The sequence below is a fragment of the Bacillus kalamii genome (genome assembly GCF_047238185.1).
GTDB lineage: Bacteria > Bacillota > Bacilli > Bacillales > DSM-1321 > Bacillus_AD.
Genome location: NZ_JBDFMI010000001.1, coordinates 258,292 through 282,963, shown reverse-complemented (window position 1 = coordinate 282,963; position 24,672 = coordinate 258,292). Strand labels below are relative to the sequence as shown.

The window sequence follows — 24,672 nt, the reverse complement described above, 5'->3', positions numbered from 1 at the left end:
ATCAAAGCCAGTGAAAATCTACTCATCGTAGAATTTCACTGGCTTTTTCATTTCAGAAGAGGGTTTTGTCCCAGCCTCTCAGAATGTCGACAAAAGAGAATTATAAATGGCACTGTTAGCGCACAAATAAAGGCGCATATTCCTTTCCAGCCAATTTCGGAGGGTATATATAAAAGACCGTTTCTCTCTCATATAGTGCTTCTTTACGGTCCAAACATAAAAGGGACTGCCCCTTAGGCAATCCCTTTTTAACGTTTACATTTCGGCTTCCAATTTAGCGCTTGTATCTATATATTGTGATTTATCCAAATCACCTGTTATTCGGCTGGTCAGTATGCCAGATGTCATGCTTCCGCTGACATTCAGTGCCGTTCTGCCCATATCAATTAATGGTTCGATGGAAATGAGCAACCCTGCAAGGGCTACCGGCAAATTCAAGGCTGATAGTACAAGGATTGCAGCAAAGGTTGCACCGCCTCCGACGCCTGCCACACCAAAGGAGCTGATTGTCACGATTAAAATCACAGTGGCGATAAAGGAGGGAGTCATCGGATTAATTCCTTGAGTTGGTGCAATCATGACTGCCAGCATGGCTGGATACAAGCCTGCGCATCCATTCTGCCCGATCGACAATCCAAATGAGCCTGCAAAATTAGCAATTCCGTCAGATACACCAAGCTGCTTTTGAGTCTTTACGTTCAATGGCAGCGCACCTGCACTTGTTCTTGAAGTGAAGGCAAAAGATAATACAGGAAAGGCCTTCTTGATGTACACATAAGGATTCAACCCTCCAAGAGCAAGTAAAATCAAATGGACGATAAACATTGTAATGATGGCTGCATAGGAAGCGCCCACGAATTTCCCTAGTTTAATAATCGAATCTATGTCAGTTGTGGCAACTGTTTTAGTCATAATAGCCAAAATCCCATAAGGAGTCAATCGAAGAATCAATGTAACAATCCTCATGATTATGCTATAGAACGTATCCACAATTTTACTGAAAAATTCAGCATGCTCCGGTTGCTTTCTCTTTACCCCTAGAAAAGCAATACCTATAAATGCCGCAAATATTACAACAGAAATAGTCGATGTCGGCCGTGCTCCAGTGAAGTCCAAAAATGGATTAGATGGAATCAATTCAAGAATCTGTTGAGGCATCGTCTTGCCATCCACTGTCCCGAAGGTTTCCTTCAATTGGTCAGCCCGTTGAAGTTCAGCATCGCCCTGTTGAATCTGAACGGCTTCCAGGTTAAATACCTTAGCTGAAGTAATACCTACAGCGGCTGCTATCGCTGTCGTACCAAGCAAGATTCCAATGATCAACACAGCGATTTTTCCAATGTTCGTCGTAAGCTTCAAACGTGTAAAAGCAGAAACGATGGAAATGAAGACAAGCGGCATAACAATCATTTGCAGGAATTTCACATATCCGCTTCCAACAATATTGAACCAATCAACTGCTTCTGTCACAGCCTTAGACTGCGGTTCGTACACATACTGTAAAAATAAACCAAAAACAATCCCTATTCCTAAGGCAGTGAACACCCGTTTAGTGAATGATACATGCTTTTTTTGCATGTATATCAACACTGCCAATAGAATGACCATAATAATGATATTTAAAATGGCATACCCTGTCATCCCATATTCCCCCCTTTATTTATATATCAAAACCGATAAAACTCATCGGATTAATATAATTACTTATCTATATTAACACCATGCTCATAGTTATGACTAGTTTTAACTATTTATTGATACATAATTTTTTTCATTTTCGGATAGTAAAGACATTTTTCTTTGTATGCAGCCCTGCTCTCCAAAAACAAAAAAGCGCTCTTGCCTATAGGCAAGAACGCTTTTCTCTCGCTGCTGATTAAAATCCATCTACTCAGGTAAATCTTCTTTCAGCCTCAACCCAAGCACTTTTGCAAAACCAATCGCCTGATCTGAGGTGACTATGCAACCTTCCAGCAAAGGCAAAGAGACAGTCATCCTCTCAAATCGGCAGCTGCTTAAATCCAGTCCCGACATGGGCGTATTAGCAAAGCTTGCTCCTTCAAGCGAGCATTCTGTGAAATCGACCTGCTTGAACTGGCATTCATAGAAATCAGTCTGCTGTAATGAACAATGATCAAACAGAACCTGTTTTGCATTAGCAAAGCCAAAAGCGGCGTAATCGCACACGCTTTCAGCCACTTTAACATTGCGCAATGTACTTCCGGATAAATTGATCCCCATTAATTTGCACTCATTAAACTCGACTCTGTGCAATATACTGTCAGCAAGATCGACATTTGTTAAGTCACACTGGTTGAATACAACATCTGTTAATTCACATGTATGAAGAAGGACTTTCTGGAATAATACATTCGAGAAAACGACTCCATCTATCACCATTTTCTCAATAGAAATATTGCTTAATTCCCCTTCCACCATCTTGCCGTTCGCCAAGTATCTCTCTTCTGCTATGTATTCGTCCCACTGCAATGTATCCAATACCCGCCCAAGCTTAGGCGCTTCAATTCGTTTCTTTTTAGCCATATATCTTCTCCACCCACTTCTTTTTGGATTCTTCAATTACAATGCAAGTCTAAAAAAAGCAATCTGCCATAGTGGGCAAGATTGCTTTATCGCTTATTCCGGATTGCCCATTTCATTGAAAGGATAGAAACGGAACTTCACTTCTCCCATTACCGCCTTCTCAGAAATAAAACCAAACATCCGGCTGTCATTGCTGTTTTTTCGGTTATCACCCATTACAAAAATGGAATCCTTCGGAACTTGTGTTTTGCCGGTAAGCTGCTGGAGCGTAAAATCATAATTTAATGTAGCTCCTGAAGGCAATTGCTTTTTATATTGGTCCAAATAAGGCTCTTTATAGACATGGCCATTTACGTACAGGGTGTCATTTTTCATTTGGATCGTATCGCCAGGAAGCCCAATTACTCTTTTTATATAATTCTCATTCGATTCAGGGCTTTTGAAAACAACCACATCGAATCGTTTAATCTTACTGATTTTACTCACAATCACTTTATTATGGTCCTGAAAGGTCGGCATCATCGATTCTCCGGAAACCGTTACAGGAGTGAAGAGAAACTGCCTGCAGACAAACACGATGATTAATGCAAATAAAATGGATTTAATCCATGAGAAAATTTCTTTTTTTACCAAGCTTCAACACTCCCCATATCCACGCTGACTCCATGAAACTGCCCCTTCCTTATTTAGGGGGAAAAGTCAGGCTAAATACTTATTTACAATCACAATCCATACAGACTTCCAGACGTTCCGTACTATACTAATATAGTGCCAATATGAAACTACTTACCTTAAATATAAATATATGGCCTTATCGCTTTACATTGCCATTCTTTTTCTTTTTACTTATTAATGTAGGAAGATTTTTTAGAGAAATAAGCCTATTTCTAGCAAGAAAATGTTCCTTACCTAAAATAGTATACCATTTAAATGCCTATGTAAATTTTCTAGTGTGCCTGACGGGGCCATATTGGTTTGACCCAATATAAATTACTTACCTAAGGGCACAGATTAGTCTCGATAAATACCACGCCTTTAAAAAATAGAACAATCGGATTTTCCCATACTCTAAAACTCCATTTGCAAAAAGAAGAATATAAAAATGGAAGTTGCCCCGGAAACAAAGCAAATTGCTCGCTCAATCAGCGTTTCCGGAAAGAGAAGCAAGAGGATGAACCACCTGCTGAAGGGACTCCGGATTTATAGGATTTTCAAAAGCTGGTCAAAGAGCTATTTTTAAAAAGGAACGATGATCGTTTATATATGAGTATGAGATAAGGGGAAAAGGTGGGAAAGTTAATAGTTTATTGGCTTTTCTTCAGCTTTTCTTAAGTTTTTATTAATAGGGGCTTTAATATTGCGCTTTATACTTTAATTCAGTGATAGGTTATGTTTCCTGTTTATAACATACATTGAATTATTGAATAAGGATTCATCATCACTTTTTGTGATTTAACGCCAAAAAGGAAAACACTGTACAGTTCCTGGCAATAATGTTACCTGCCAAACAACACCATACAGGAGGCTTTAAGAGAATTTGAAGTTGTTAATCAACAAGATGAACAGACGATTACATTGAGTAAAGGGCAAAAAGGAAATAGTTCTGCATGAAGCCAATTCAGGAGCTTTGAAGGCCATTCACCGGCAAGGTGATTTTGACTCAACATTTGGGCTATTGACACAGAAAGTTATGCATCCTGAACGGGTCAAACATGTTATCGTAGATAGGTGGAATCCAATCCATAAAACCATTAGAACAGCTATTCCGAAGGCTCAAATAATGCACGAATAAAAGAGATAAGATTTCCCCAGTAATGGTGCAAATCACAGATTATGGTGAAGAGACAAAAAGATAATAAACTAACAAAACTTTTTTCTTAGATTGATCGTTTATATAAATGTAAAGAAAACGTAATGCGAACCTAATAAAATATATGTTATTTTAAATGGATTCCAAAACAATATATTTAACTAATAGAATGGAAGGATCAGCTATGAAAATCGAAATCTTAAATATAAATAATGACTCTGCAGCTCGGCTCTTTTGCTTAAGAGGTACAATCAATGAATAAGAAACCGAAAGAACACAGCCGCTACATACCTGGCCTTGATGGACTGCGGGCAGTGGCCGTGCTTGCTGTAATTGCCTATCACTTAAAATTCAGTTGGGCCTCAGGCGGACTTTTGGGTGTAACCATATTCTTTGTGTTATCAGGCTACTTAATTACCAACCTTCTTCTTATAGAATGGGACCGTACCCATAGGATTGATTTGAAAACCTTTTGGATACGCAGGGCCCGACGTTTATTGCCGGCCATGTTTACTATGTTATTCGCTGTCACTGCCTGGGCAACACTGTTCGATAATGCTTTTATGGACAGATTACGGGAAGATTTTTTGCCGGCAGTCTTTTACTTCAGCAACTGGTGGTATATCTTCCAGGACCTATCTTACTTTGAAAGTATGGGTACGCCTTCCCTATTGACCCATTTTTGGTCATTGGCGGTTGAAGAACAATTCTATATTATTTGGCCGTTGCTCATTTTCGCCGCATTATTCTTTAAAATGAAAAAGCAAAAAATTCTTTTGACGACCGTTGTTGTTGCCTTTTTATCTGCACTGGCTATGGCGTTGATGTACGATCCGGCTGTTGATCCTAGCCGCATCTATTACGGAACCGATACTAGAGCCTTTTCATTGCTGATCGGAGCAACTTTGGCGATGATTTGGCCCAGCCATAAACTATCCAGATCCTTGCCGAAAAAAGTCCGTTTTTCAATGGATATTGTAGGGACGGCATCGTTTGCCGCCATCTTGTTCATGATTTTTGCGACAAATGAGTATAACTCATTCCTCTATCGTGGAGGAATGCTGATTCTATCTATATTTACAGCCGTTTTGATTGCTGTTCTCGTTCACCCGAGCAGCAGATTGGCTACTATATTCAGCTTCAAGCCGCTGAGATGGATTGGAACTCGCTCATATGGCATCTACTTATGGCATTACCCAATCATCCTGTTGAGTACCCCTCAAGTGGACACAGGAGCAAGCCATCCATTCCGTATGGTCTTTCAGGTCGCCTTAACATTGATTATTGCTGAGCTTTCTTACAGATATATCGAAAACCCTATCAGAAGAGGGGCTATCAGGAAGTTCATCCAGAAAATCCGCGGCGGGAAAATCAAATTGAATTCTGTTGCAACCAGTCGCTGGATTGCACTGGGATGCGGAATTATTGCCATCTGTATTTCTTCTATCGGCTTGGCTGCCGCACCGGACAATAATCAACAGTCAGCGAACAAAAAGACGGAAGCAATCGTAGAACAGCATCAGACTCAAACAGCCAATGAACATATCGATAAAAAGACAAACAATGATAAACCAAAGCAAGATGCGAATGCCAACCATACTAACGCACAGCAAAAACCGCCTGAGCAGAATAAACCTCAGTCGGCGGAACCTAAAAAAGAAGAAACGCCTAAAATGGTCAGCGTCATAGGGGATTCCGTCATGATTGACGCAGCTCCTTTCCTGAAGGAACATTTTCCTAACGTCGTAATCGATGCAAAGGTCGGGAGACAGATGCATCAGGCACCTTCGATTGTGGATCAATTGAAACAACAGGGAAAACTCGGGGATACTATTGTTATAGGGCTGGGGGCAAACGGGGCCTTCAACAGCAGCCAATTGGGAGATCTTCTTGAATCAATCGGCAAAGACAAGAAAGTAGTCCTGATCAATACAAGAGTTCCGCGGCCATGGGAATCTATTGTCAATAAGGCATTATCGGCAGCTGCAGAATCCTATAGCAATATTTCATTGGTTGATTGGTACAGTAGCAGTACCGGCCATAACGAATATTTCGCCAATGACGGAGTCCACTTAACAAAGACAGGTGCACAGGCATTTGCCTCCCTGATCTCTGATACAGTCAATAACTCATAAGCATGGAGAAAGCCCATCTGCAGCGTTTAACGCTAGCTGATGGGCTTTCTCTTTGTTCACTATAGTTGGCGATCAATTCCCTGTAAAAGAGGTCACGATGATTGGCGTCCAATCCGAGTACTGGTTCATCCAATAAAAGAACCGGAACATGGGTTGCACGTGCTGTGATGATTTTCAGAATGGAAGAATACCCAGTGGATAGGCTTTTTACATTACGGACAGTCATATAATCTGGGAAAAGGGTATATTCGCTCATGCAATAGATTTTAGTGAGAGTTTCATCATTTTCATAAACAGGTTGGCCATCTATATAAACATTTCCTTCCGTAGAGCGCAACCTGTTTGTCATTATGTTCAATAAAGTGGATTTCCCTGCCCCATTCCTTCCGAGCAGTCCGTACATTTTATTTTCTTCGAAAGTCAATGTAATATCCTTCAGGGCATGCAAAGGCCCGAATCGCTTTGTGACACTTCGAATTTCCACGTTACTCATTATCAAACCCTCTCTCTATCATAGAAATAATTTCACTTTTCGTCACATGCAGTTTCTCAGCTTCCGATACAAGCTTACTGATGTATGTGTCAAAAAAAGATTCCTTTCTTTTCATAATGATTTCTTTAACCGAACCAGTTGCCACAAACATCCCAACACCCCTCTTCTTGTAAAGAGCGCCTTCATCCACAAGAAGTTTAATTCCCTTCAATGCTGTAGCTGGATTTATTTTGAAAGTAACGGATATTTCAGTTGTAGAAGGAATTTGTTCTTCTTCAGCAAAGGCGCCTGATAAAATGGCATCTTCAATTCCTTCTGCTAGTTGGATATAAATAGGGCGATCATTATCAAATTGGATTTGCATCTTTTCACCACACTTAATTGGTTAGTTACTTATGTAATTAACTATACAACAATTGGGATATATTTGTAAATAAATAAAAAAATAATTCTGAAAATATCAGAATTACCGGCTTCCTACTATCTGTTTTACTGAAAAAAGTATCGATCGCTTTCATTCGATACTTTTTCTTCACTCTGCCATTTCTAGCCTATCATCACATTTCCTTCAGGTACTTTCAAGCTGCCCTATTGCGAATGGATTGGATATTTACCTACAGAATAAATGGACTGGATAATCCGTTTATTGATCCACTTCAAATTATCAGTCGTATTCAAAGAAATAAATGTATGTTTGCGTTGTTCATCATTCGTCACATAATAGGCAGGCAGTGAATTCAGGCTAAGCGCAATTATTTCGTTGGTACATTTATCGCAATGGCAAAAAGTTTGGTATTCAGGCCCTCTCATTAATACGGTCACCAATGCCCTTACGATTTCTTCCATTACATTTACACATTGCATCTCCATCCTTTTTCACAAATCCTCTCTATCACTTACAATTTTCCCTAAACAATCATAGTAGTCCTTTCATACTATCACTAAGTTCGTATATTCACATAAATTATATAAAAAGTCCTGGGAATATGATAGAGATATACCTCCATTAACTATCTCCCCTCTTTCCATTCTTCAGCGCTTCTGCCTTTGTATGTATTTCAAATAAAGCAGAATTCCGCCGTGTATTGCCTCCGCCAGTTTCATGACAAGAAATAGGCGTGTGCTTTGGATGACCATTGAATCCATATGGCTCATTGTATTGACAATCCCCTTAATGAATGCATCTCCTATGGAAGGAAGTTCTTTTTTCACACCTTCCCCTGGCTTAAGCGGACCTGGGCCGATTTGAATGCCGCCTACGTTTTCCTTTCTGCCTAGGCAGGCATCAATAGCCAGTATATAAGGGTGTTTATACCTGTGGCCGATTTCATCAAGGACAACAGACAAGTTTTTCGCATGCACAGGAAGCTCCAACGTTCCGTAGAGAGAAAAGAGTGACGAATGTTCCTTTTCCAAAAAAGAGCCAACAAGTGGACCGAGACTATCCCCTGTGGCCCGATCGCTTCCAATGCACACGATTACCAATTCCCGTTTATGGGGGAAATCCATAGTTTTCAAAAGTTCTGCAGCAATAGATTGTTGCCATTTCACCATGTCTTTTCCGCTACGGTATCCTTGTTCTGAAACTTCCCTTTCCACTTCGGCCACATCCTTCGTCTCTTGTTAAACACAGTATATGTACAAGCAATAAATATGGGACTGGTTATCGGAAAAACAGAACAAAACACTCACCCATTTATCAAATTCGCTTCCCTGACAACGATGTATACACATTAAGGGTTTTTTCAATAGAAGGGCCAATCAATAATACACCGGCAATTGTTCCTATCCCAACAGATCCTCCTAATAAAAATCCGCTTGATACCAGAGTAGCATCGATGATAATCCGGATTAGTTTAAGGGATAAAGACGTTCTTTCATTCACCAAGACCATTAATCCTTCCAAAGCACCAAGTCCATAGTTGGCATGAACATATGTTCCAAGACCAACTCCCATTATAATGGCAGCTGCGGCAGCAAAAAACAAACCAAACGCCCCTTCCGGATGAAAAGCTTTGAAAACCGGCATATCGATCATCAAATTAATGAATATTCCAACACTCAACGCATTAATCAAGCTTCCCCAACCCACTTTTTTCCTGTCGATAAAAAAAACGAAGGCGATAATAACAGCATTGAATAAAGAACTGAGCGTCCCGAAACGTAAATTCGTCCGCGTTTCCAACCCCTGCAATAATACACTGATGGGATCGACTCCCCAACCGGACTTTATGAAGATAATAATTCCGATGGCGGTTATAAAGGACCCGAGCAAAACCATAAACATTTTCATTAAACTTTCCATACACTTCCACTCCATCGGTACTGCATTCTTTGTAAAGCATGTCTATAGTTTATCCAATGCCTGCTTCATTATTGAAGGCCATCCCACTCTTTATAAAAGCGGTCAATGAATTCTTCCATGAATGCCGTCCGTTCTTCGGCTAGTATCCGTCCATACTCTGTATTCATAAGAGCAGATAGTTTAAATAATTTTTCATAAAAATGATGGATGGCTGTACCCGGATTTCTCCGGTATTCCTCTTTAGTCATTGACTTCCGTGGAGGAAGCCCAGGATCATGCAAAACGTGCCCTTTGGATCCGCCATAGGCAAATGTCCTTGCAATGCCTATTGCTCCTAAAGCATCGAGCCGATCGGCATCCTGCACCACTCTCCCTTCTATTGTCTGCATAATCGGCCCGTTGCCGCCGGCATACGACATTGTTCCAACGATGACTTCAATATGGTTCCGCAGCTCCTCTTCCATCCCTAAGGAACACAGCCATACCCTTATCTTCCGCATTCCGTCTTCCTTGCTCTCGTTTAACTTTTCATCGGCTACATCATGAAGCAGCGCGCTCATTTCACAGATAAAAAGATCCGCCCCCTCCTTACGGCCGATTCTTAACGCACTTCTTCTCACACGGTGTATATGCCACCAATCATGGCCACTCGCCTCTCCCTCCAGAGCTCGTTTGACGAAGCTCTCAGTGGCATTAATCATTTCGTTTTTTTCCATGCTTGCATTTCCCCTTATCGCTTTTACCGTATCTTATCATAGGAAGGGAAAACATTTAAGATACATAAAAAAGCTCCATCATCAGCGTATTTCAGCACGGATGCTATACACCGCCGATAAATGGAGCTAATTTTTACTGATTAAGATTCATATTCATAATAAGCTTGCTCCCCATGATAGGTTAAGTCCATTCCCCTGACTTCAGCTTCTTCATCCGCCCGTATCGGCATCACCAATTGAATGGCTTTCATGATAAGAAAGGTGGCTATTCCTACAAACAGATAGGTGGCCCCAACTGCAGCCAGCTGTTTAAATAATAAAGCGCCTCCTCCGTAAAGCAATCCATCTGCCCCGGCTTCATTTACATGCACTGTAGCGAATAATCCTGTAGAAACCGCTCCCCAAGTCCCGCCGATTCCATGGAGGCCGAACGCTCCCAAGGCATCATCATATCCCATTTTTTCTTTGACAAATACAAGCCCATAAAAGCAAAGTCCCCCACTGACCAGTCCGATGAATAAAGAAGAGGGCATGGTGACAAATCCGCACGCCGGTGTGATGGCTACCAGGCCCGCAATCGCACCTGACATGGCACCTAACACTGTTGTCTTTTTATATGTCAGCCATTCTACTGCCAGCCACCCTACAATCCCTGTGGAAGCAGCTACCGCCGTATTAATAAAAACGGTCATGGCGACTGGATTAATGGTAAGTGCACTTCCTACATTGAAGCCAAACCAGCCTAACCAGATTAACGTAGCTCCGATAATAGTGAGAGGAAGATTGTGGGGGGCATGCTGATCGATATCTTTTCTTTTTCCCAGCATGATTGCTATAATCAGGCCGGCAACGCCAGAAGAAATATGGACAACTGTCCCACCCGCAAAATCAAGGGCCCCAAGCTCCCTAAGCCAGCCTCCCACTCCCCAAACCCAATGGGCAAGCGGTGTATAGACAAGGATGCTCCAAAAGGCTGTAAACCAGACAAAAGCCGAAAATTTCATTCTTTCCGCAACCGCTCCCGACAAAATGGCAACTGTCAGTACAGCAAATGTCATTTGGAACATCATGAACAAACTATGAGGAATAGCCGCACTGTACTCATCATTGGGCGTAAAGCCTACTTGTTTCAATGCCGCAAAATCCAAATTGCCGATAAAAGCATTGCCCCCCGGCGAAAACGCCAATGAATAGCCAATAATAACCCAGGCTACTGTTACGATGGCCATCGGCACAAAACTATGCATAGCTGTATTCAAGACATTTTTACTCTTTACCATTCCCCCATAGAATAATGCGACTCCCGGAGTCATGATCCAAACTAATAATGTTGAAATAAACATAAAAACCGAATCACTCATATTCATTCTAATCCCCTCTTCCATGTCAGGTTTTCTTACATAAATTATTATTTTTACCATCATATTACTTCACAGCATAAAAATCAACTGAATTTTCAAACTATTTTGTATCCAATGTAAGGAAACTTAACACAAAATAAAGTGACTTGATTATCTACTAGTTGAACATACTGATTATATCGATTCCAAAAGTTGGAGGGGATACTATATGCTCCGCATAATGAAAGCGTATCTATCCAAACTGCCCCGTCTGAGAAGATTGATACTGATTATTTTCATTTTGCTTTTTTGCTATGGATTTCTTATTTCTATAATCGAACCAAACACCTTTCCTACATTGCTTGATGGAATATGGTGGGCAATCATAACGACTTCGACTGTCGGATACGGGGATTTTGTCCCAAAAACAATACCGGGTAAGATTCTGGGAATGTCATTGATCTTGATTGGGGCAGGATTTGTAACATCCTACTTTGCTGCTTTAGCCAAATCAGCAGTTCAATCGGAGGAACATTATATGAGAGGAATACAAGCATTTCAAGGGAAAAACCATTATATTATTGTCGGTTGGAACGAACGGTCGAAAAATATCATCCAGCATTTGAAACAAAGCAGAAACAAGACACCGATTGTTTTAATTGACCAATCATTAAAAAAACACCCAGATCCTCTATTCGGCTTTCATTTTATCCATGGCAAAGCTTCTGAAGACCACACACTTCATCAAGCACACATAAAAAAAGCGGCAAGAATATTGATTACCGCTGATTTCAGCCAGCAGGAATCCCAGGCTGATATGTTTACCATTTTGGCCCTTATCGCCTGCAAAGGGTTGAATCCTGCCCTTCATTGTTGTGTGGAAATACTAACAGGCGAACAAGTTGCGAATGCAATAAGAGCCGGAGCAGATGAAGTGATTGAAACCAATGTTTTTGCAGGCAATAAAATGGCCCGCCTTTTGGCTGGGGAACACAATAGCTGCGAGTAACTACGCTTCTCCTAATAATAGTTGTTCAAGTTCCGAAACCAATGCTTTTGCAAGAGCAATGAATTGGCTATCGAAACCACTATCTTTTTCAACCGGCTCCGCGAATTGATTGAACACTGCTGTAATAGGGCCTGCATCGGCAAAATCGGTATCAATGCCACTTTGATATTGATGCCCTAACACGAAAGGGGTTCCGATACGCACACTTACTCCCCTTTCATCCAATTCTCCCCGGACAGCCTGGACTGGCAATCGAAGAAAAACATAACCCGGCACCTCTGCGAGCTTATAATCGAAATAACCATGATCATAATCCCAGCCTCCTCCGATTGAATAACCTAAAGGCTTTAGTTGTTTTTCCAAAAAAAGCAGATTATACTGTTTTCCCGTAAGCCTGGACGGAATTTCTTTCATCCATATCCCTCCTATGTACCATTAGCATAGCCTTCCCTCAAGCATGTTACTCTGGAAACCACCAAATAATAGTCAAATGAACAAACCCCCCGTATTTCACGAGGGGCTTCATTCCACCGCCGAATCAGATGTAGGGATTATTATTCGGAAAGATCGGCCCTAGTGGAGGATTATTATGTGGCCGCATCGGGCGCGTTTTCAACAATTCTTTCACTGTTAAAGCAGCATGGCTATATGCAGCTGTAGACGTAATGCCCGTTAATGAGACTGCACTGAAACGCAATGTAACCACATCTCCAACATTCAGGAATCGTTGAATTTCTTTGCTTAAAGAAATAACGATATTGCCAATTGCATTTCTTGAAATAGTTGTTGTGGATGTCGGATCCAATATCCCATTCACATACAAGCTCACAGAGATATTATCTGAAACACCCACAACTGGTGTGGCTGTTGTAAACAAACTGATATTCAGAGAGTAAGACAGGTCATAGACACCAGAAGACACGATTGTAAGGGAGTTGGTGTTGAAATTAGGGATTGTGGATAAGAATGGACCTGGCTGAGTGAAGTCCACTAATCCTCCAAGGACGACAGGGAACGGCAATACAGCAGGAGGTATAGCAGGCACAAGCGGCGATGGTGCCGGATTGTACAAAGAACCGAATGCTAGCTGTGATTTGCAGTGGTGTTGGAAAGAACTGCTGCTTTCACACATTCTTGATGAACTGCTTTCACAGCACTCTTGTGAGCTGCTGCTTTCGCAGCACCCTTGAGAACTACTTTCATAGCACACACTGGATTCGAAGCTGCAGGAATCTTCTTTGCGGTGCTTCTTATGGCAACGGCATGGCGAGTAATTGCAATAACAATTTTGAAATGACATTGAATCTTCTCCTTTACTTGGGTTTACTATATATAATGTGGATTTGAAGAAGTCGCTTGTACAAACACCTAAATATCGGAAAATGGGCCACATACCCACTTCAACTTTCCTTGTATTATTTATACGCCGAAAAACCACACTCGGTGAGTATGGTTTCTGGACTAAAACGATCTTAAAAACAGCAAAAAATGGGGGCTTTAAGACATTTAGCTAATGGCCGAACCCTGATAATAGCATAATCGCTGATTAGTAAAACCATTTTGCCGGGAACAGAAATGTCCAAGGAATCATAAGAACAGCAATGGCGAGAGCGACCTTAAGCCTTTTCCCCTTATCCGTAATTGTCTTTTTGTATGTATAAAAATAATTAAAAACAAAAATAAAAAAAGCAGAAATAAACATCGAGAATAAAATAATCATCACAGCCACCGGATGGCTGAACGGATCATAGCAAACGGCATAGGCCATTTCATATGAAAACCCAAGACTCTGACCGTCCAATCCGATTATGAGGAGCATAAAAGCTCCGCACATATCTGCTGTAAAACCGTAAATCCATACCTTCCAAATACTTTTTTTATAAAACATTTTTAATTCATGGTTGCTTTCTGTTGGTTTAAACAAATAAAAACAAACAATGACCACCAATGAATCGATAATAAAATTGCCCAATAACGTTCATATAATCACTGGCGGGAAAAACAGCAGAAACCAAATCAGGAAAATCACAGTATACACTTTTACATCTTTCATTTTTCTCTCCTCACATAAATCAGGATGATATTTGCATACTGAAATTATTTCAATATAGTGTAATTTCCCATCTTTAGTTTCATATGTCAATTCTTTGTTCTATTCTCTAACATTATCAACTCTTATTCCCTCATTAATAGTTCATTTGATTGATGCAAATTGGCTTCAAATAAAGAAAGTCCTTTCTAACAGGGACTTTCTTTATTCAGCTATAGATTAGCAAAGGTGAACGTAGGCGTTTCTTTATTCTTTTTACTATTTTCTTTTTGGCCTGCACTTCCGCAATCCTGCAATAATAAAAGGGTTACCAATAGACCTATTGCATAGATTTTCTTTACGTGACATCCAGCAAAAAAAAGGTGTAGGGATAGACAATCTCCCTCACTATTAAACAGATAAACTAACCTAAAGATATTTTTTCAGAATAGAAATAGATTCAACTCAATGATAGGCAGATTTTGAATAATCAGAGACCTTGGCGTCATTTCTTCAAAATAACGCTATGATTATACCGGCTGACAAAATAATCGCTGCGAGATAATAGGGATAATGAATGTCCACATCAAACAAAACGCCGCCTGCAATAGGGCCGAAAATATTTCCTAAACTGGTAAACATGGAATTCATTCCGCCTGCAAAACCTTGTTGATCACTTGCAACTTTGAAGAAATAGGCATTTATAGCCGGGCGGCTCGTATCAAAACCAAAGAACAATAAAAATGAAATAACCATAACAGTAAAGTAGGAATGGGCAACCGTCATAAAGAAAACAAAAGCAGCCGACATCATCAACGAATAGCGTATTATCGCAATTTCCCCAAATCTATTAGCCACTCTCTCAAAAAGGAATAGCTGACCAAATACACCGATAGCAGCGCTTCCTGTGATAATAATGGCGATATCCTTTGGTGTAAATCCGAATTTATAATCTACGTATAAACTTAGAACAGATTCAAAGGCTGCCAGAGCTCTACAGCCGTTTGGCAATTAAAGCACCTATGCCTATTAGCATAATTAAACATAGAAAAATGATCATTAACATACCGACCTCTATTGTATAGATTCCCATAAAATAGAGGATGATCAAACTGCCCGCGCCTCCAAAAAGCAATACATACAGCACTCCAAGCAAATATTTTTGCATGAGGCGGATGCTTCTTTCATCCATATCCGGTATATTCCTCTTCTTTTTTTGGCCGAAAAAATAGAGAAGGAACCCGATAAGTGTGCCTCCGACTATAGCCATTGCTATTTCATAAAAATACTGGTTTTCAGCTCTTCCAACCATGTATACGCCCAAGCCACTTCCAATTAGAACAGCAAGCCATATAGCAAATTGAATTTTATTTACTTTCATCTCCAACCCTCCTAAAGTCTTCTAAATAAAATAATTCCTCAATCGGCACATCAAAGTAGTGTATTAGCTTTAGAGCTAATTCCAAACTAGGATTATATTTATGCTTCTCTATCGCATTGACTGTTTGGCGTGTAATCTGTAAGTCTTCAGCTAATTTAATTTGAGTAATTCCTCTCTCTTGGCGCAGTTTTTTTATATGATTGATTACTTTCATTGTAAGTGCCTCCGATCATGTATGTAAAGATATCTTTACATACATATTACAAAAATGCAAATAAATGGTTGCGCTTATTTAAACTATACGTTCTGGGTTTCCTTATCCATACTGACATAAAAAGAAGGAGGCTTCCATCCGCCTCCCCATTTTTTATTTCATCCTTCAAATAGGAAATGGTTGTTTTCATAATGACTGGTTTTAATGTTTGCTTGTCTGTCCATAATAACTGCATCCATTCAACGGATTACCCAATAAAAAAGGTGCCTGTATTTACGAGTTTATAAAAAAGAACCAGCACAAAAGGCCAGTTCCAGTTGACAACTTAAGCATGAGATTTTTATGCATCTCTTCTTATACACCCTTTTTAAAAAGGAAATATGAATAGATAGTCGGTATCAACACAAGGACGGCTGCGACTATAAGAGTTAAAGGGAGCCAGTTAACATTCAGAAAGATGCCGACAATCAGGCATACTCCACCAGCCATCCACAAATAACCGGCCATATGGTGTGTTTTATTCCAGTTTTCAGTACTGTTCAGTGTCCAAGGCAATTTGATTCCGATAGTATAGTTTTGCTTGCATTTCGGCAAATAATTCCCGCATATTATCATTACTATTCCCACCATCGCAGGAGTTATTATTTGAATAGGAATGTCATATCCAAGAGCTTTAAACAATGTTATCGGAATGATAATCACAGACAGAATAGGTATAATCCATCTTCCTAGCTGCTTTAATACAGTAGATGAATTAGCTTTTTTAGGATCATTTTTCACCATAAACTGAGAAAAAAGATTTATCCCAGCCAATAATATAGGCAAGCCCCATACAGCAAGTACTTTTGGAGCAAAATTGTCAGGGCTACCGGACGAATTCCAATGAATGGCAATTTGATCCGGTAATTTGTTATATACAAATAGTCCAAGTATAATCGGCAACAAACAAACAAAAGTTGTAGTAATCAACATGCTATCAATCTTTCTTGTCATTTCCTATCCCTCCAAACTGTGAAAACCATAGCATTACTTCTTCAAAAACAGATATATTTATTTCATAATAAATATAGTTTTTATATTTCGACTCAAAAATTAATCCCGCTTTCTTCAATTGTGACAAATGGTAAGAAATTGTAGCGCCAGACATTTCAAAGTGTTTGCCAATTTCCCCTGCCGACATTTTACCGTCCTTTAACATGACTAAAATTTCTCGACGGACAGGATCTGAGAGTGCTTTAAACGTTTCCGGAAATCCCATCGTGTCCCTCCCATCCAACCACTATTTAGAAATATTTCTAAATAGAATTATACTCTCAATATCAAAGAATGTCGATATCTATTTAGACAAAATTCAAAATAGATAGACTTCAAATCATTCCACATCCGTAAAAAAAAGGCTGATTGCCCATTAAATGAGGTCAATCAGCCTTTACTTTTAAAAACCTTATTTCAAACGTTTTTCAAGCTCCGCCTTCTTCTCTTCGAAACCTGGTTTTCCAAGAAGAGCGAACATATTTACTTTATATGCTTCCACACCCGGTTGGTCGAATGGATTTACTCCTAATAGATATCCACTTACAGCACATGCTTTTTCAAAGAAATAAACCACATATCCGAAAGTATAAGCATCCATTGCAGGAATATTGACGATCAAGTTAGGCACTCCGCCGTCAGTATGGGCAAGCAATGTACCTTCAAAAGCTTTATTGTTCACAAAGTCAACCGTTTGTCCTGCCAAATAGTTTAAGCCGTCTCCGTCATTTTCTTCTTCTTCGATGACTAATTCATGTCGCGCTTTATCCACTTTGATGATTGTTTCGAATAAGTCGCGGCGGCCTTCTTGAACGTATTGACCTAATGAATGGAGATCCGTTGAGAAGTTCGCTGAAGAAGGATAAATCCCTTTTTGGTCTTTTCCTTCACTTTCACCAAATAATTGCTTCCACCATTCAGAGAAATACTGTAATCCCGGCTCATAATTAATCAGCATTTCAATTGTATATCCTTTGTTATACAGGACATTCCGGACAGCTGCATATTGATATGCACTATTTTCTTCCAAGTTCGGATTGCTGAAATCAGATTGGGCAGCCTGAGCGCCTTCCATCATTGCCGTTATATCAGCGCCTGTCACAGCAATCGGCAACAAGCCTACTGCAGTCAATACTGAATATCGTCCGCCGATATCATCAGCAATTACGAATGATTCATAACCTTCTTCATCAGCAACTGATTTAAGCGCCCCACGAGCTGCATCTGTTGTAGCATAAATGCGTTTGCGCGCTTCTTCTTTGCCATATTTCTTTTCCAAAAGCTTGCGGAATATACGGAATGCCAATGCCGGTTCAGTTGTTGTTCCTGATTTTGAAATGACATTGATAGAGAAATCCTTGCCCTCAAGCAAATCCATTAGATCTGTCATATATGTTGAACTGATATTATTACCGACAAATACCACTTGAGGCGTTTTGCGTTGCTCTTTGGATAATGCATTATAAAAGCTATGCTGCAGCATTTCTATTGCAGCGCGCGCACCTAAGTATGAACCGCCAATCCCGATGACCAATAAGATATCGGAATCATTTTGGATTTTTTTGGCTGCTTTTTGGATACGCGAGAATTCTTCTTTATCATAAGAGCTTGGAAGATCAATCCAGCCAAGAAAGTCGTTTCCAGCTCCAGTTCCTTCATGAAGGGAATTATGTGCAGCTGTAACCGCATTCTTCAAGTATGTAATTTCATGTTCAGCAAAAAAAGTTAGCGCTGTTGAATAGTCAAAACGGATATGTGTCATGTTTTTGCCTCCAAAATTCGATTTACATCTATCACTTTAACGAAATACATTCATTTAATCAAGGTGACATTAAACAAATCTATTTTTTCTTTATTCCCACGTCACTATACATCCATAAGCAAACCAAAAGCGGAAAGCGCCTGCTTATCCCCGACAAGCTTAAGACAGGCTCTGCTTAAAGGCCGGTCTTCGCCTTTAACAGAGATTGGCTTAAGACCTCGAGGGGATGGCGCTTGTAGCTGGATGAAACCAAAAGCGGAAAGCGCCTGCTTATCCCCGACAAGCTTAAGACAGACTCTGCTTAAAGGCCGGTCTTCGCCTTTAACAGAGATTGGCTTAAGACCTCGAGGGGATGGCGCTTGTAGCTGGATGAAACCAAAAGCGGAAAGCGCCTGCTTATCCCCGACAAGCTTAAGTTCCCAACTATGGCACACACAAACACAACATTAAATGCTGGTTATAAAAAAAGCCGGCAAACTGCCGGCTTTCCATACTGCATCATAATGACGCCGTCAATATGGACGCAACGTCATCGCTGTTTAATTTCTTGAATTGTCCAAATTCGCCTTTAGACATGGCCTTCTCTGTAATGAGAGGGATTGATTCTTCTGTAATATCATAATCTGACAAGCGTGATGGCGCACCAAGGCTCTTCCAGAAACTACGTAGTTTTTCAATTCCCTCAAGCGCAATTTCCTCATCACTTTTACCAGCAGGATCCACTCCCCAAACCCGGACTGCTAATTGAACAAAGCGGCTGATTCGCTCATGCAAATTATATTCCATCCATTGCGGGAACAAGATGGCAAGTCCACCTGCATGAGGTATATCGTGGACAGCTGAAACAGCGTGTTCGATATTATGTGTAGCCCAATCGCCAGCTGTACCCATTGACAGATAACCATTCAAAGCAATGGTTCCAGAATACAGAATGGTTTCTCGCAAATCATAATTGTGAAGGTCCTTCAGCAACTTAGGAGCAGCTTCAATTACTGTAAGCAATACTGCTTCACACATACGATCCTGCAAAGGCGAGTTTTTGGTTTGATGGAAATATTGCTCGAATACATGGGACATCATATCCACTATGCCATAAACAGTTTGGTTCAATGGCAACGTAAATGTATTTTGTGGATCGAGAATCGAAAAAGCTGGGTATGTCAATGGACTTCCCCAGGAATACTTTTCTTTAGTCTCCATGTTTGTAATGACCGATCCCGAGTTCATCTCTGAGCCAGTTGCCGCAATCGTCAGGATGGTACCGAAAGGAAGAGCATCTTTAACCGGTGCTTTTTTCAGAACGATATCCCAAGCATCGCCGTCATATTTCGCCCCAGCTACAATTGCCTTTGTACAGTCAATGACGCTTCCTCCGCCGATTGCCAATACAAAGTCGATTTTTTCTTTCTTGCAAATTTCCACACCCTTGCGTACTGAAGCTATTCGCGGGTTAGGCTCTACACCCGATAATTCAAAAATTTCTGTCTGCAATTCATGCAGTATATCCATTACTTGGTCATATAGGCCGTTCTTTTTAATACTTCCACCGCCATATACAACTAAAATTTTATTTCCATATTGAGGTAATTCTTTTTTTAACTCTTGGACTGTATCTTTCCCAAAAATTAATTTCACAGGATTTTTATAAGCAAATTGATTCATCAAAATCGCCTCCATCTACATTTGAACATATATGAATCCCCATGGCAAATAATATGAAATGATAACGATGCATAGTTCTTCCTTCAATGACTCATCCTAAAAATGTGTTACATCTTTTAAAGGAGGAATCCTCATGAGCGGAATTCAACGAACAGCACTTGTCCTTACTATTATCGGCGCTATTAACTGGGGACTGATCGGGTTCTTTCAGTTCGATTTAGTCGCAGCTATATTCGGTGGGCAATCAAGCGCACTATCAAGAATCATCTACGGATTGGTTGGGATTGCAGGGCTAGTCAACCTTGGTTTACTGTTCAAACCAAACCATCAGGTGGAATCTGATCCGGAAACAAGGACAGTCCATTAATCGGCCTTCTCCATCCGAAAGGCCTAAATAAAAAGAAGCCGTCTATATAGGACGGCTTCTTTTTATTTTATCTTATACCCAACCCCTGAACTTGGATGCTTCCGCCATTCTTCGCGCACCAATCATATAAGCAGCCAAACGCATATGAATGCCTCGGTTTTGTGAAAGCTGATATACATTTTCAAAGGAAGATACCAATACTTTTTCCAGTTTTTCTGTCACTTCTTCTTCAGTCCAGTAATAGCCTTGATTATTTTGGACCCATTCAAAATAGGAGACAGTTACGCCGCCGGCGCTTGCTAATACATCTGGAACCAACAAAATGCCTCTATCCGTCAGTATTTTAGTTGCTTCCAATGTTGTAGGGCCGTTGGCTGCCTCAACTACGATGGAAGCTTTTATTCCGTTTGCATTATGGACAGTGATTTGATTGGAAATAGCGGCAGGCACAAGAATATCACAATCCATTTGAAGCAGTTCATCATTTGTGATGGTATTTTCAAATAACGTAGTTACCGTTCCAAAGCTATCACGGCGATCCAACAAATAATCGATGTCCAGCCCATTGCGGTCATACAAGCCGCCGTAGGCATCCGATATACCGACCACTTTGGCACCGGCATCATGCATAAACTTCGCAAGGAAGCTTCCTGCATTGCCGAAACCTTGAACAATGACTTTAGCCCCTTCCAAAGTCATGCCTTTTTTCTTCGCAGCTTCCCTGATACAGATCGTCACACCTTGGGCAGTCGCTTTTTCACGGCCTTGTGAACCTCCGAGAACTAGCGGTTTGCCTGTAATAAAACCAGGCGAATCATACTCTCTTAAATGACTATATTCATCCATCATCCACGCCATGATTTGGGAGTTTGTATAAACGTCGGGAGCAGGAATATCTTTAGTCGGCCCCACAATTTGGCTGATTGCACGTACATAAGCACGGCTTAATCGCTCCAATTCTCCCATGGACATTGTGCGCGGATCACAAATGATACCGCCTTTACCGCCGCCATAAGGCAGATTTACGATGCCACACTTCAAACTCATCCACATGGAAAGAGCTTTAACCTCTTCCTCATTGACTTCAGGATGAAATCTGACTCCTCCTTTAGTAGGGCCTACCGCATCATTATGCTGGGCGCGATAGCCTGTAAAGATTTTAGTGCTGCCATCATCCATACGGACAGGCATACGGACTGTCAACATGCGTAAAGGCTCTTTCAATAATTCATACATTTCATCTGAAAAACCTAATTTTCCAAGTGCTTCATGAATGATGATTTGTGTAGAAGTCAATAGATTTGTCGTTTCTTCCTGATTGGCGTTTTGTTGATCTGTTACCACTGTAGCTCCCATTTGTTAACTCTTCTCCTTTGTTATGCTAATACATGCTTGATTTTTTCAATAGCCCAATCTAATTCTTCTTTCTTAATGACTAGAGGCGGAGCGAAACGGATGACATTATCGTGTGTTTCTTTGCAAAGCAATCCTTGTTCTTTCAATGCTTCGCAATAAGGGCGTGCTGGCTCTGTCAGTTCCACACCAATGAACAAGCCTTTCCCCCGCACTTCTTTAATCGACGGATTATTTATTTCTTTCAGTTTGGAAATGAAATAGTCACCCATTTCAAGTGATTTCTGTGCGAGATTTTCTTTTTCCAGTACATCCAATGAAGCAATGGAAACTGCACAGGCTAAAGGATTGCCCCCAAATGTTGAACCATGTGAACCTGGGTTGAAGACCCCAAGGATTTTCTCATCTGCTACGATGCATGAAATTGGGAAAACTCCGCCGCCAAGGGCTTTCCCCAGGATATACATATCTGGTTCCACTTCTTCCCAATCGCAGGCGAACATCTTTCCTGTACGCGCCAAGCCTGCTTGTATTTCATCTGCAATAAACAACACATTATTAGCCTTGCAATAGTCCGCAGCGGCAGCCAAAAAGCCCGCTTCAGGGATAATAATGCCCGCTTCTCCCTGGATTGGTTCAATTAGGAATGCAGCCGTATTTGGCGTAATTGCTTCCTTCAGCGCCTCAAGATCTCCATATGGGATCAATTTAATGCCAGGAAGCATTGGGCCGAAACCCCGTTGGTATTCTGCATCCGAGGATAACGATACCGCTGTCATCGTACGGCCATGGAAATTTCCTTCGCATGCTATAATTTCAGCTTGGCCATCCGGAACGCCTTTTACATCATAAGCCCAGCGGCGTGCAGCTTTAAAGGCTGTTTCAACCGCTTCTGCTCCTGTATTCATTGGCAAAGCCATATTTTTGTTCGTAAGCTTGCATATTTTTTCACACCACGGGCCTAATTGGTCACTGTGGAATGCTCTTGAAGTTAAGGTAACTTTATCAGCTTGGTCTTTCAAAGCTTGAATGATGGCGGGATGGCGATGCCCTTGGTTCACTGCTGAATAAGCACTCAGCATATCCATATAGGATTTGCCTTCAGGGTCCTTTACCCATACACCTTCTGCTTCCGAAATAACGATTGGAAGCGGATGATAATTATGGGCGCCATATTTCTCTGTCTGTTGAATGATGTGTTTTGAATCATTGTGTGCAATCATTTCCCTCATCCTCTCTATCTGCAGGCTTTCAGTGCAACTGTTTTTAAAGCGCTTTCAAAACCATTTTTCTAAAAATTTGTAAATCATACCATTAAGATAACACACATTCAGAAAAAGGAAAGTAAAATGCACCTACTTTTCGAAAGTTTTTCTACAAATATAAAAAAAAGCTTCAAAATACCTTTTTATCCTATTATTCATAATTGTAACATAATTTTACACGCAAAAAAAGCCAGGGATTTCACTCCTCTGGCTTCATCTAATCACTTATTTTTTGATAAGGTCTTGACGGTTTGATTGCTCAATCCATTCTTGAAGCTTATCTTTAAGTGTGTTGAATCCTTCCTCTGGTGCAGAAGTTGAAACTACAGCAGCTTGACGCTTTTTAGCAGGTGCTTTAGAACGTTCTGGCTGAGCTGGAGCTTCTTGAGTAGCACGGATTGACAAGCTGATTTTCCCAGCTTTTTCATCAACTGACAATACTTTCACTTGTACTTCATCGCCAATTTTAAGATGGTCATTTACATCTTTCACGTAACCATGAGTTACTTCAGAGATGTGTACTAGTCCTTGTGTATTTTCATCAAGTGCAACAAACGCACCGTATGGCTGAATTCCTTTAACTGTTCCGGTTAAAACTGAACCTACTTCATATTTTGTAGACATATAAACACTCCTAAATTGCTTAGTTATTTTTGGTCATTTTTACACAATTATATATTATATCACAAGTTTACACTTTTTACAAAAGCTTCTCTTTCTTTTCATCATACTATAGATGTTTCCTAAATCAACTTTTTATAGTCATGCACACTGAATGTTCACTTATCTTTACTCTATTTCCATAAAATCCTGTTATAATTTAATTATTCATATTATTGAAACAGCCCTACTGCGGGCAGTTGAACCAATCAAATTCTTTACGGCGCTTTCTCCCCGCTTCCTCTTCTATGACCAACTATATTTACAGAGCGGAACGAGCGTCAAAGAGGAAGAGAAATAAGGGAGGATGATTCTATATGTCTGAAGTCGGCCGAAAAATCCAAAAACTGCGTGAAGAAAAAGAAATGAGCATTCAAGAATTAGCACTAAAAGTGAGGGTGGGCAAAAAAACGATAGAAGATTACGAAAAAGGCATACTCATTCCGAATGTACAAACATTGATGAAAATATCAACTGCCCTTGATGTCCCAGCTACTGAATTAGCCGATAGCCGCTACCATAAAACGACTTGAATACAGATATACACTGTGAATGGAAAAATAAAGACGGCAGTGCGCCATGACTGGCTTTCTGC

Annotated in this window: 28 protein-coding genes; 4 read left to right on the top strand and 24 right to left on the bottom strand. The window is 40.5% G+C overall.

Annotated elements, in window-relative coordinates:
• Window positions 1-255: 255 nt before the first annotated feature.
• The 3 genes from ABC357_RS01490 to lepB form a co-directional block, all read right to left on the bottom strand.
• Window positions 256-1,641: an L-cystine transporter gene (locus ABC357_RS01490; RefSeq protein ID WP_412885810.1), complete on the bottom strand. Its 1,386-nt coding sequence runs from the start codon at window positions 1,639-1,641 to the stop codon at window positions 256-258.
• Between the two features lie 246 nt (window positions 1,642-1,887).
• Entirely contained in the window at window positions 1,888-2,544 is a 657-nt protein-coding gene (locus tag ABC357_RS01485; RefSeq protein ID WP_412885809.1) for a pentapeptide repeat-containing protein, read from the bottom strand.
• A 93-nt stretch (window positions 2,545-2,637) separates the two neighbouring features.
• Window positions 2,638-3,177, bottom strand: coding sequence for a signal peptidase I (gene lepB / locus ABC357_RS01480; protein ID WP_412885808.1), 540 nt, complete (start codon window positions 3,175-3,177; stop codon window positions 2,638-2,640).
• A gap of 1,431 nt (window positions 3,178-4,608) precedes the next feature.
• Here lepB and ABC357_RS01475 point away from each other — a divergent pair.
• Window positions 4,609-6,489: an acyltransferase family protein gene (locus tag ABC357_RS01475; RefSeq protein ID WP_412885807.1), complete on the top strand. Its 1,881-nt coding sequence runs from the start codon at window positions 4,609-4,611 to the stop codon at window positions 6,487-6,489.
• Here ABC357_RS01475 and ABC357_RS01470 read toward each other — a convergent pair.
• From ABC357_RS01470 to ABC357_RS01440, 7 genes are all read right to left on the bottom strand, one after another.
• A complete protein-coding gene (locus tag ABC357_RS01470) occupies window positions 6,476-6,982 on the bottom strand; it encodes an ATP-binding cassette domain-containing protein (protein WP_412885806.1) in 507 nt (168 codons plus the stop codon). The genes ABC357_RS01475 and ABC357_RS01470 overlap by 14 nt on opposite strands.
• Complete coding sequence (locus ABC357_RS01465) at window positions 6,975-7,346, bottom strand: GntR family transcriptional regulator (RefSeq protein ID WP_412885805.1); 372 nt, start codon at window positions 7,344-7,346, stop codon at window positions 6,975-6,977. The genes ABC357_RS01470 and ABC357_RS01465 overlap by 8 nt, the downstream gene beginning before the upstream one ends.
• Before the next feature lie 224 nt (window positions 7,347-7,570).
• Window positions 7,571-7,852, bottom strand: a complete 282-nt coding sequence (locus ABC357_RS01460; protein WP_412885804.1) for a late competence development ComFB family protein — start codon at window positions 7,850-7,852, stop codon at window positions 7,571-7,573.
• A 162-nt stretch (window positions 7,853-8,014) separates the two neighbouring features.
• Window positions 8,015-8,581 carry a spore protease YyaC gene (yyaC, locus tag ABC357_RS01455; protein ID WP_412885803.1) on the bottom strand — a complete coding sequence of 189 codons (567 nt, stop codon included), beginning with the start codon at window positions 8,579-8,581 and terminating at the stop codon, window positions 8,015-8,017.
• A 100-nt stretch (window positions 8,582-8,681) separates the two neighbouring features.
• Complete coding sequence (locus tag ABC357_RS01450; protein ID WP_412885802.1) at window positions 8,682-9,287, bottom strand: YczE/YyaS/YitT family protein; 606 nt, start codon at window positions 9,285-9,287, stop codon at window positions 8,682-8,684.
• 68 nt (window positions 9,288-9,355) lie between these two features.
• A complete protein-coding gene (locus tag ABC357_RS01445) occupies window positions 9,356-10,003 on the bottom strand; it encodes an HD domain-containing protein (RefSeq protein WP_412885801.1) in 648 nt (215 codons plus the stop codon).
• A 140-nt stretch (window positions 10,004-10,143) separates the two neighbouring features.
• Window positions 10,144-11,370, bottom strand: coding sequence for an ammonium transporter (locus ABC357_RS01440; RefSeq protein WP_412885800.1), 1,227 nt, complete (start codon window positions 11,368-11,370; stop codon window positions 10,144-10,146).
• Between the two features lie 202 nt (window positions 11,371-11,572).
• On the opposite strand from ABC357_RS01440, the gene ABC357_RS01435 reads away from it, so the two are divergent.
• Window positions 11,573-12,352, top strand: coding sequence for a potassium channel family protein (locus ABC357_RS01435; RefSeq protein WP_412885799.1), 780 nt, complete (start codon window positions 11,573-11,575; stop codon window positions 12,350-12,352).
• Here ABC357_RS01435 and ABC357_RS01430 read toward each other — a convergent pair whose 3' ends face one another.
• The 11 genes from ABC357_RS01430 to ABC357_RS01380 all read right to left on the bottom strand — a co-directional run bounded on the left by ABC357_RS01430 (window position 12,353) and on the right by ABC357_RS01380 (window position 20,432).
• Entirely contained in the window at window positions 12,353-12,766 is a 414-nt protein-coding gene (locus tag ABC357_RS01430; protein ID WP_412885798.1) for a YugN-like family protein, read from the bottom strand. It abuts the gene before it with no gap.
• A gap of 124 nt (window positions 12,767-12,890) precedes the next feature.
• Window positions 12,891-13,652, bottom strand: coding sequence for a hypothetical protein (locus ABC357_RS01425; protein WP_412885797.1), 762 nt, complete (start codon window positions 13,650-13,652; stop codon window positions 12,891-12,893).
• Between the two features lie 246 nt (window positions 13,653-13,898).
• Window positions 13,899-14,324 carry a hypothetical protein gene (locus ABC357_RS01420; RefSeq protein ID WP_412885796.1) on the bottom strand — a complete coding sequence of 142 codons (426 nt, stop codon included), beginning with the start codon at window positions 14,322-14,324 and terminating at the stop codon, window positions 13,899-13,901.
• Window positions 14,325-14,894: 570 nt separating this feature from the next.
• Window positions 14,895-15,392, bottom strand: a complete 498-nt coding sequence (locus tag ABC357_RS01415; protein WP_412885795.1) for an MFS transporter — start codon at window positions 15,390-15,392, stop codon at window positions 14,895-14,897.
• A complete protein-coding gene (locus tag ABC357_RS01410; protein ID WP_412885794.1) occupies window positions 15,376-15,762 on the bottom strand; it encodes a hypothetical protein in 387 nt (128 codons plus the stop codon). Before ABC357_RS01410 ends, ABC357_RS01415 begins: the two co-directional genes overlap by 17 nt.
• A complete protein-coding gene (locus ABC357_RS01405; protein WP_412885793.1) occupies window positions 15,749-15,976 on the bottom strand; it encodes a helix-turn-helix transcriptional regulator in 228 nt (75 codons plus the stop codon). The genes ABC357_RS01410 and ABC357_RS01405 overlap by 14 nt, the downstream gene beginning before the upstream one ends.
• 354 nt (window positions 15,977-16,330) lie before the next feature.
• Entirely contained in the window at window positions 16,331-16,969 is a 639-nt protein-coding gene (locus tag ABC357_RS01400) for an SdpI family protein (protein ID WP_412885792.1), read from the bottom strand.
• A complete protein-coding gene (locus ABC357_RS01395; RefSeq protein ID WP_412885791.1) occupies window positions 16,953-17,234 on the bottom strand; it encodes an autorepressor SdpR family transcription factor in 282 nt (93 codons plus the stop codon). The genes ABC357_RS01400 and ABC357_RS01395 overlap by 17 nt, the downstream gene beginning before the upstream one ends.
• A gap of 186 nt (window positions 17,235-17,420) precedes the next feature.
• A complete protein-coding gene (locus ABC357_RS01390; protein WP_412885790.1) occupies window positions 17,421-18,770 on the bottom strand; it encodes a glucose-6-phosphate isomerase in 1,350 nt (449 codons plus the stop codon).
• Between the two features lie 104 nt (window positions 18,771-18,874).
• Window positions 18,875-19,204, bottom strand: a complete 330-nt coding sequence (locus tag ABC357_RS01385; protein WP_412885789.1) for a hypothetical protein — start codon at window positions 19,202-19,204, stop codon at window positions 18,875-18,877.
• A 64-nt stretch (window positions 19,205-19,268) separates the two neighbouring features.
• Complete coding sequence (locus ABC357_RS01380) at window positions 19,269-20,432, bottom strand: iron-containing alcohol dehydrogenase (protein WP_412885788.1); 1,164 nt, start codon at window positions 20,430-20,432, stop codon at window positions 19,269-19,271.
• 133 nt (window positions 20,433-20,565) lie between these two features.
• Between ABC357_RS01380 and ABC357_RS01375 the strand changes: the two genes are divergently transcribed.
• Window positions 20,566-20,799 carry a DUF378 domain-containing protein gene (locus tag ABC357_RS01375; protein WP_412885787.1) on the top strand — a complete coding sequence of 78 codons (234 nt, stop codon included), beginning with the start codon at window positions 20,566-20,568 and terminating at the stop codon, window positions 20,797-20,799.
• 72 nt (window positions 20,800-20,871) lie between these two features.
• Here the strand turns inward: ABC357_RS01375 and ABC357_RS01370 are convergent, their stop codons facing one another.
• From ABC357_RS01370 to yugI, 3 genes are all read right to left on the bottom strand, one after another.
• Window positions 20,872-22,155: a Glu/Leu/Phe/Val family dehydrogenase gene (locus ABC357_RS01370; RefSeq protein ID WP_412885786.1), complete on the bottom strand. Its 1,284-nt coding sequence runs from the start codon at window positions 22,153-22,155 to the stop codon at window positions 20,872-20,874.
• 20 nt (window positions 22,156-22,175) lie between these two features.
• Window positions 22,176-23,375: an ornithine--oxo-acid transaminase gene (locus ABC357_RS01365; protein WP_412885785.1), complete on the bottom strand. Its 1,200-nt coding sequence runs from the start codon at window positions 23,373-23,375 to the stop codon at window positions 22,176-22,178.
• 267 nt (window positions 23,376-23,642) lie between these two features.
• The gene (yugI, locus tag ABC357_RS01360) at window positions 23,643-24,041 is read right to left on the bottom strand and encodes a S1 domain-containing post-transcriptional regulator GSP13 (RefSeq protein ID WP_412885784.1); all 399 of its coding nucleotides are present in this window, start codon (window positions 24,039-24,041) and stop codon (window positions 23,643-23,645) included.
• Between the two features lie 353 nt (window positions 24,042-24,394).
• Between yugI and ABC357_RS01355 the strand changes: the two genes are divergently transcribed.
• Window positions 24,395-24,610: a helix-turn-helix domain-containing protein gene (locus ABC357_RS01355; RefSeq protein WP_412885783.1), complete on the top strand. Its 216-nt coding sequence runs from the start codon at window positions 24,395-24,397 to the stop codon at window positions 24,608-24,610.
• Window positions 24,611-24,672 lie beyond the last annotated feature (62 nt).

Coding starts and splice junctions, on each gene's coding strand:
- ABC357_RS01410 (WP_412885794.1), bottom strand. CDS start 15,762: ATGAAAGTAAATAAAATTCAATTTGCTATATGGCTTGCTGTTCTAATT.
- ABC357_RS01440 (WP_412885800.1), bottom strand. CDS start 11,370: ATGAATATGAGTGATTCGGTTTTTATGTTTATTTCAACATTATTAGTT.
- ABC357_RS01365 (WP_412885785.1), bottom strand. CDS start 23,375: ATGATTGCACACAATGATTCAAAACACATCATTCAACAGACAGAGAAA.
- ABC357_RS01380 (WP_412885788.1), bottom strand. CDS start 20,432: ATGAATCAATTTGCTTATAAAAATCCTGTGAAATTAATTTTTGGGAAA.
- ABC357_RS01485 (WP_412885809.1), bottom strand. CDS start 2,544: ATGGCTAAAAAGAAACGAATTGAAGCGCCTAAGCTTGGGCGGGTATTG.
- ABC357_RS01425 (WP_412885797.1), bottom strand. CDS start 13,652: ATGTCATTTCAAAATTGTTATTGCAATTACTCGCCATGCCGTTGCCAT.
- ABC357_RS01355 (WP_412885783.1), top strand. CDS start 24,395: ATGTCTGAAGTCGGCCGAAAAATCCAAAAACTGCGTGAAGAAAAAGAA.
- ABC357_RS01460 (WP_412885804.1), bottom strand. CDS start 7,852: ATGGAGATGCAATGTGTAAATGTAATGGAAGAAATCGTAAGGGCATTG.
- ABC357_RS01400 (WP_412885792.1), bottom strand. CDS start 16,969: ATGACAAGAAAGATTGATAGCATGTTGATTACTACAACTTTTGTTTGT.
- ABC357_RS01435 (WP_412885799.1), top strand. CDS start 11,573: ATGCTCCGCATAATGAAAGCGTATCTATCCAAACTGCCCCGTCTGAGA.
- ABC357_RS01465 (WP_412885805.1), bottom strand. CDS start 7,346: ATGCAAATCCAATTTGATAATGATCGCCCTATTTATATCCAACTAGCA.
- ABC357_RS01375 (WP_412885787.1), top strand. CDS start 20,566: ATGAGCGGAATTCAACGAACAGCACTTGTCCTTACTATTATCGGCGCT.
- ABC357_RS01390 (WP_412885790.1), bottom strand. CDS start 18,770: ATGACACATATCCGTTTTGACTATTCAACAGCGCTAACTTTTTTTGCT.
- ABC357_RS01490 (WP_412885810.1), bottom strand. CDS start 1,641: ATGACAGGGTATGCCATTTTAAATATCATTATTATGGTCATTCTATTG.
- ABC357_RS01445 (WP_412885801.1), bottom strand. CDS start 10,003: ATGGAAAAAAACGAAATGATTAATGCCACTGAGAGCTTCGTCAAACGA.
- ABC357_RS01395 (WP_412885791.1), bottom strand. CDS start 17,234: ATGGGATTTCCGGAAACGTTTAAAGCACTCTCAGATCCTGTCCGTCGA.
- ABC357_RS01470 (WP_412885806.1), bottom strand. CDS start 6,982: ATGAGTAACGTGGAAATTCGAAGTGTCACAAAGCGATTCGGGCCTTTG.
- ABC357_RS01475 (WP_412885807.1), top strand. CDS start 4,609: ATGAATAAGAAACCGAAAGAACACAGCCGCTACATACCTGGCCTTGAT.
- ABC357_RS01405 (WP_412885793.1), bottom strand. CDS start 15,976: ATGAAAGTAATCAATCATATAAAAAAACTGCGCCAAGAGAGAGGAATT.
- ABC357_RS01450 (WP_412885802.1), bottom strand. CDS start 9,287: ATGGAAAGTTTAATGAAAATGTTTATGGTTTTGCTCGGGTCCTTTATA.
- ABC357_RS01370 (WP_412885786.1), bottom strand. CDS start 22,155: ATGGGAGCTACAGTGGTAACAGATCAACAAAACGCCAATCAGGAAGAA.
- yugI (WP_412885784.1), bottom strand. CDS start 24,041: ATGTCTACAAAATATGAAGTAGGTTCAGTTTTAACCGGAACAGTTAAA.
- ABC357_RS01430 (WP_412885798.1), bottom strand. CDS start 12,766: ATGAAAGAAATTCCGTCCAGGCTTACGGGAAAACAGTATAATCTGCTT.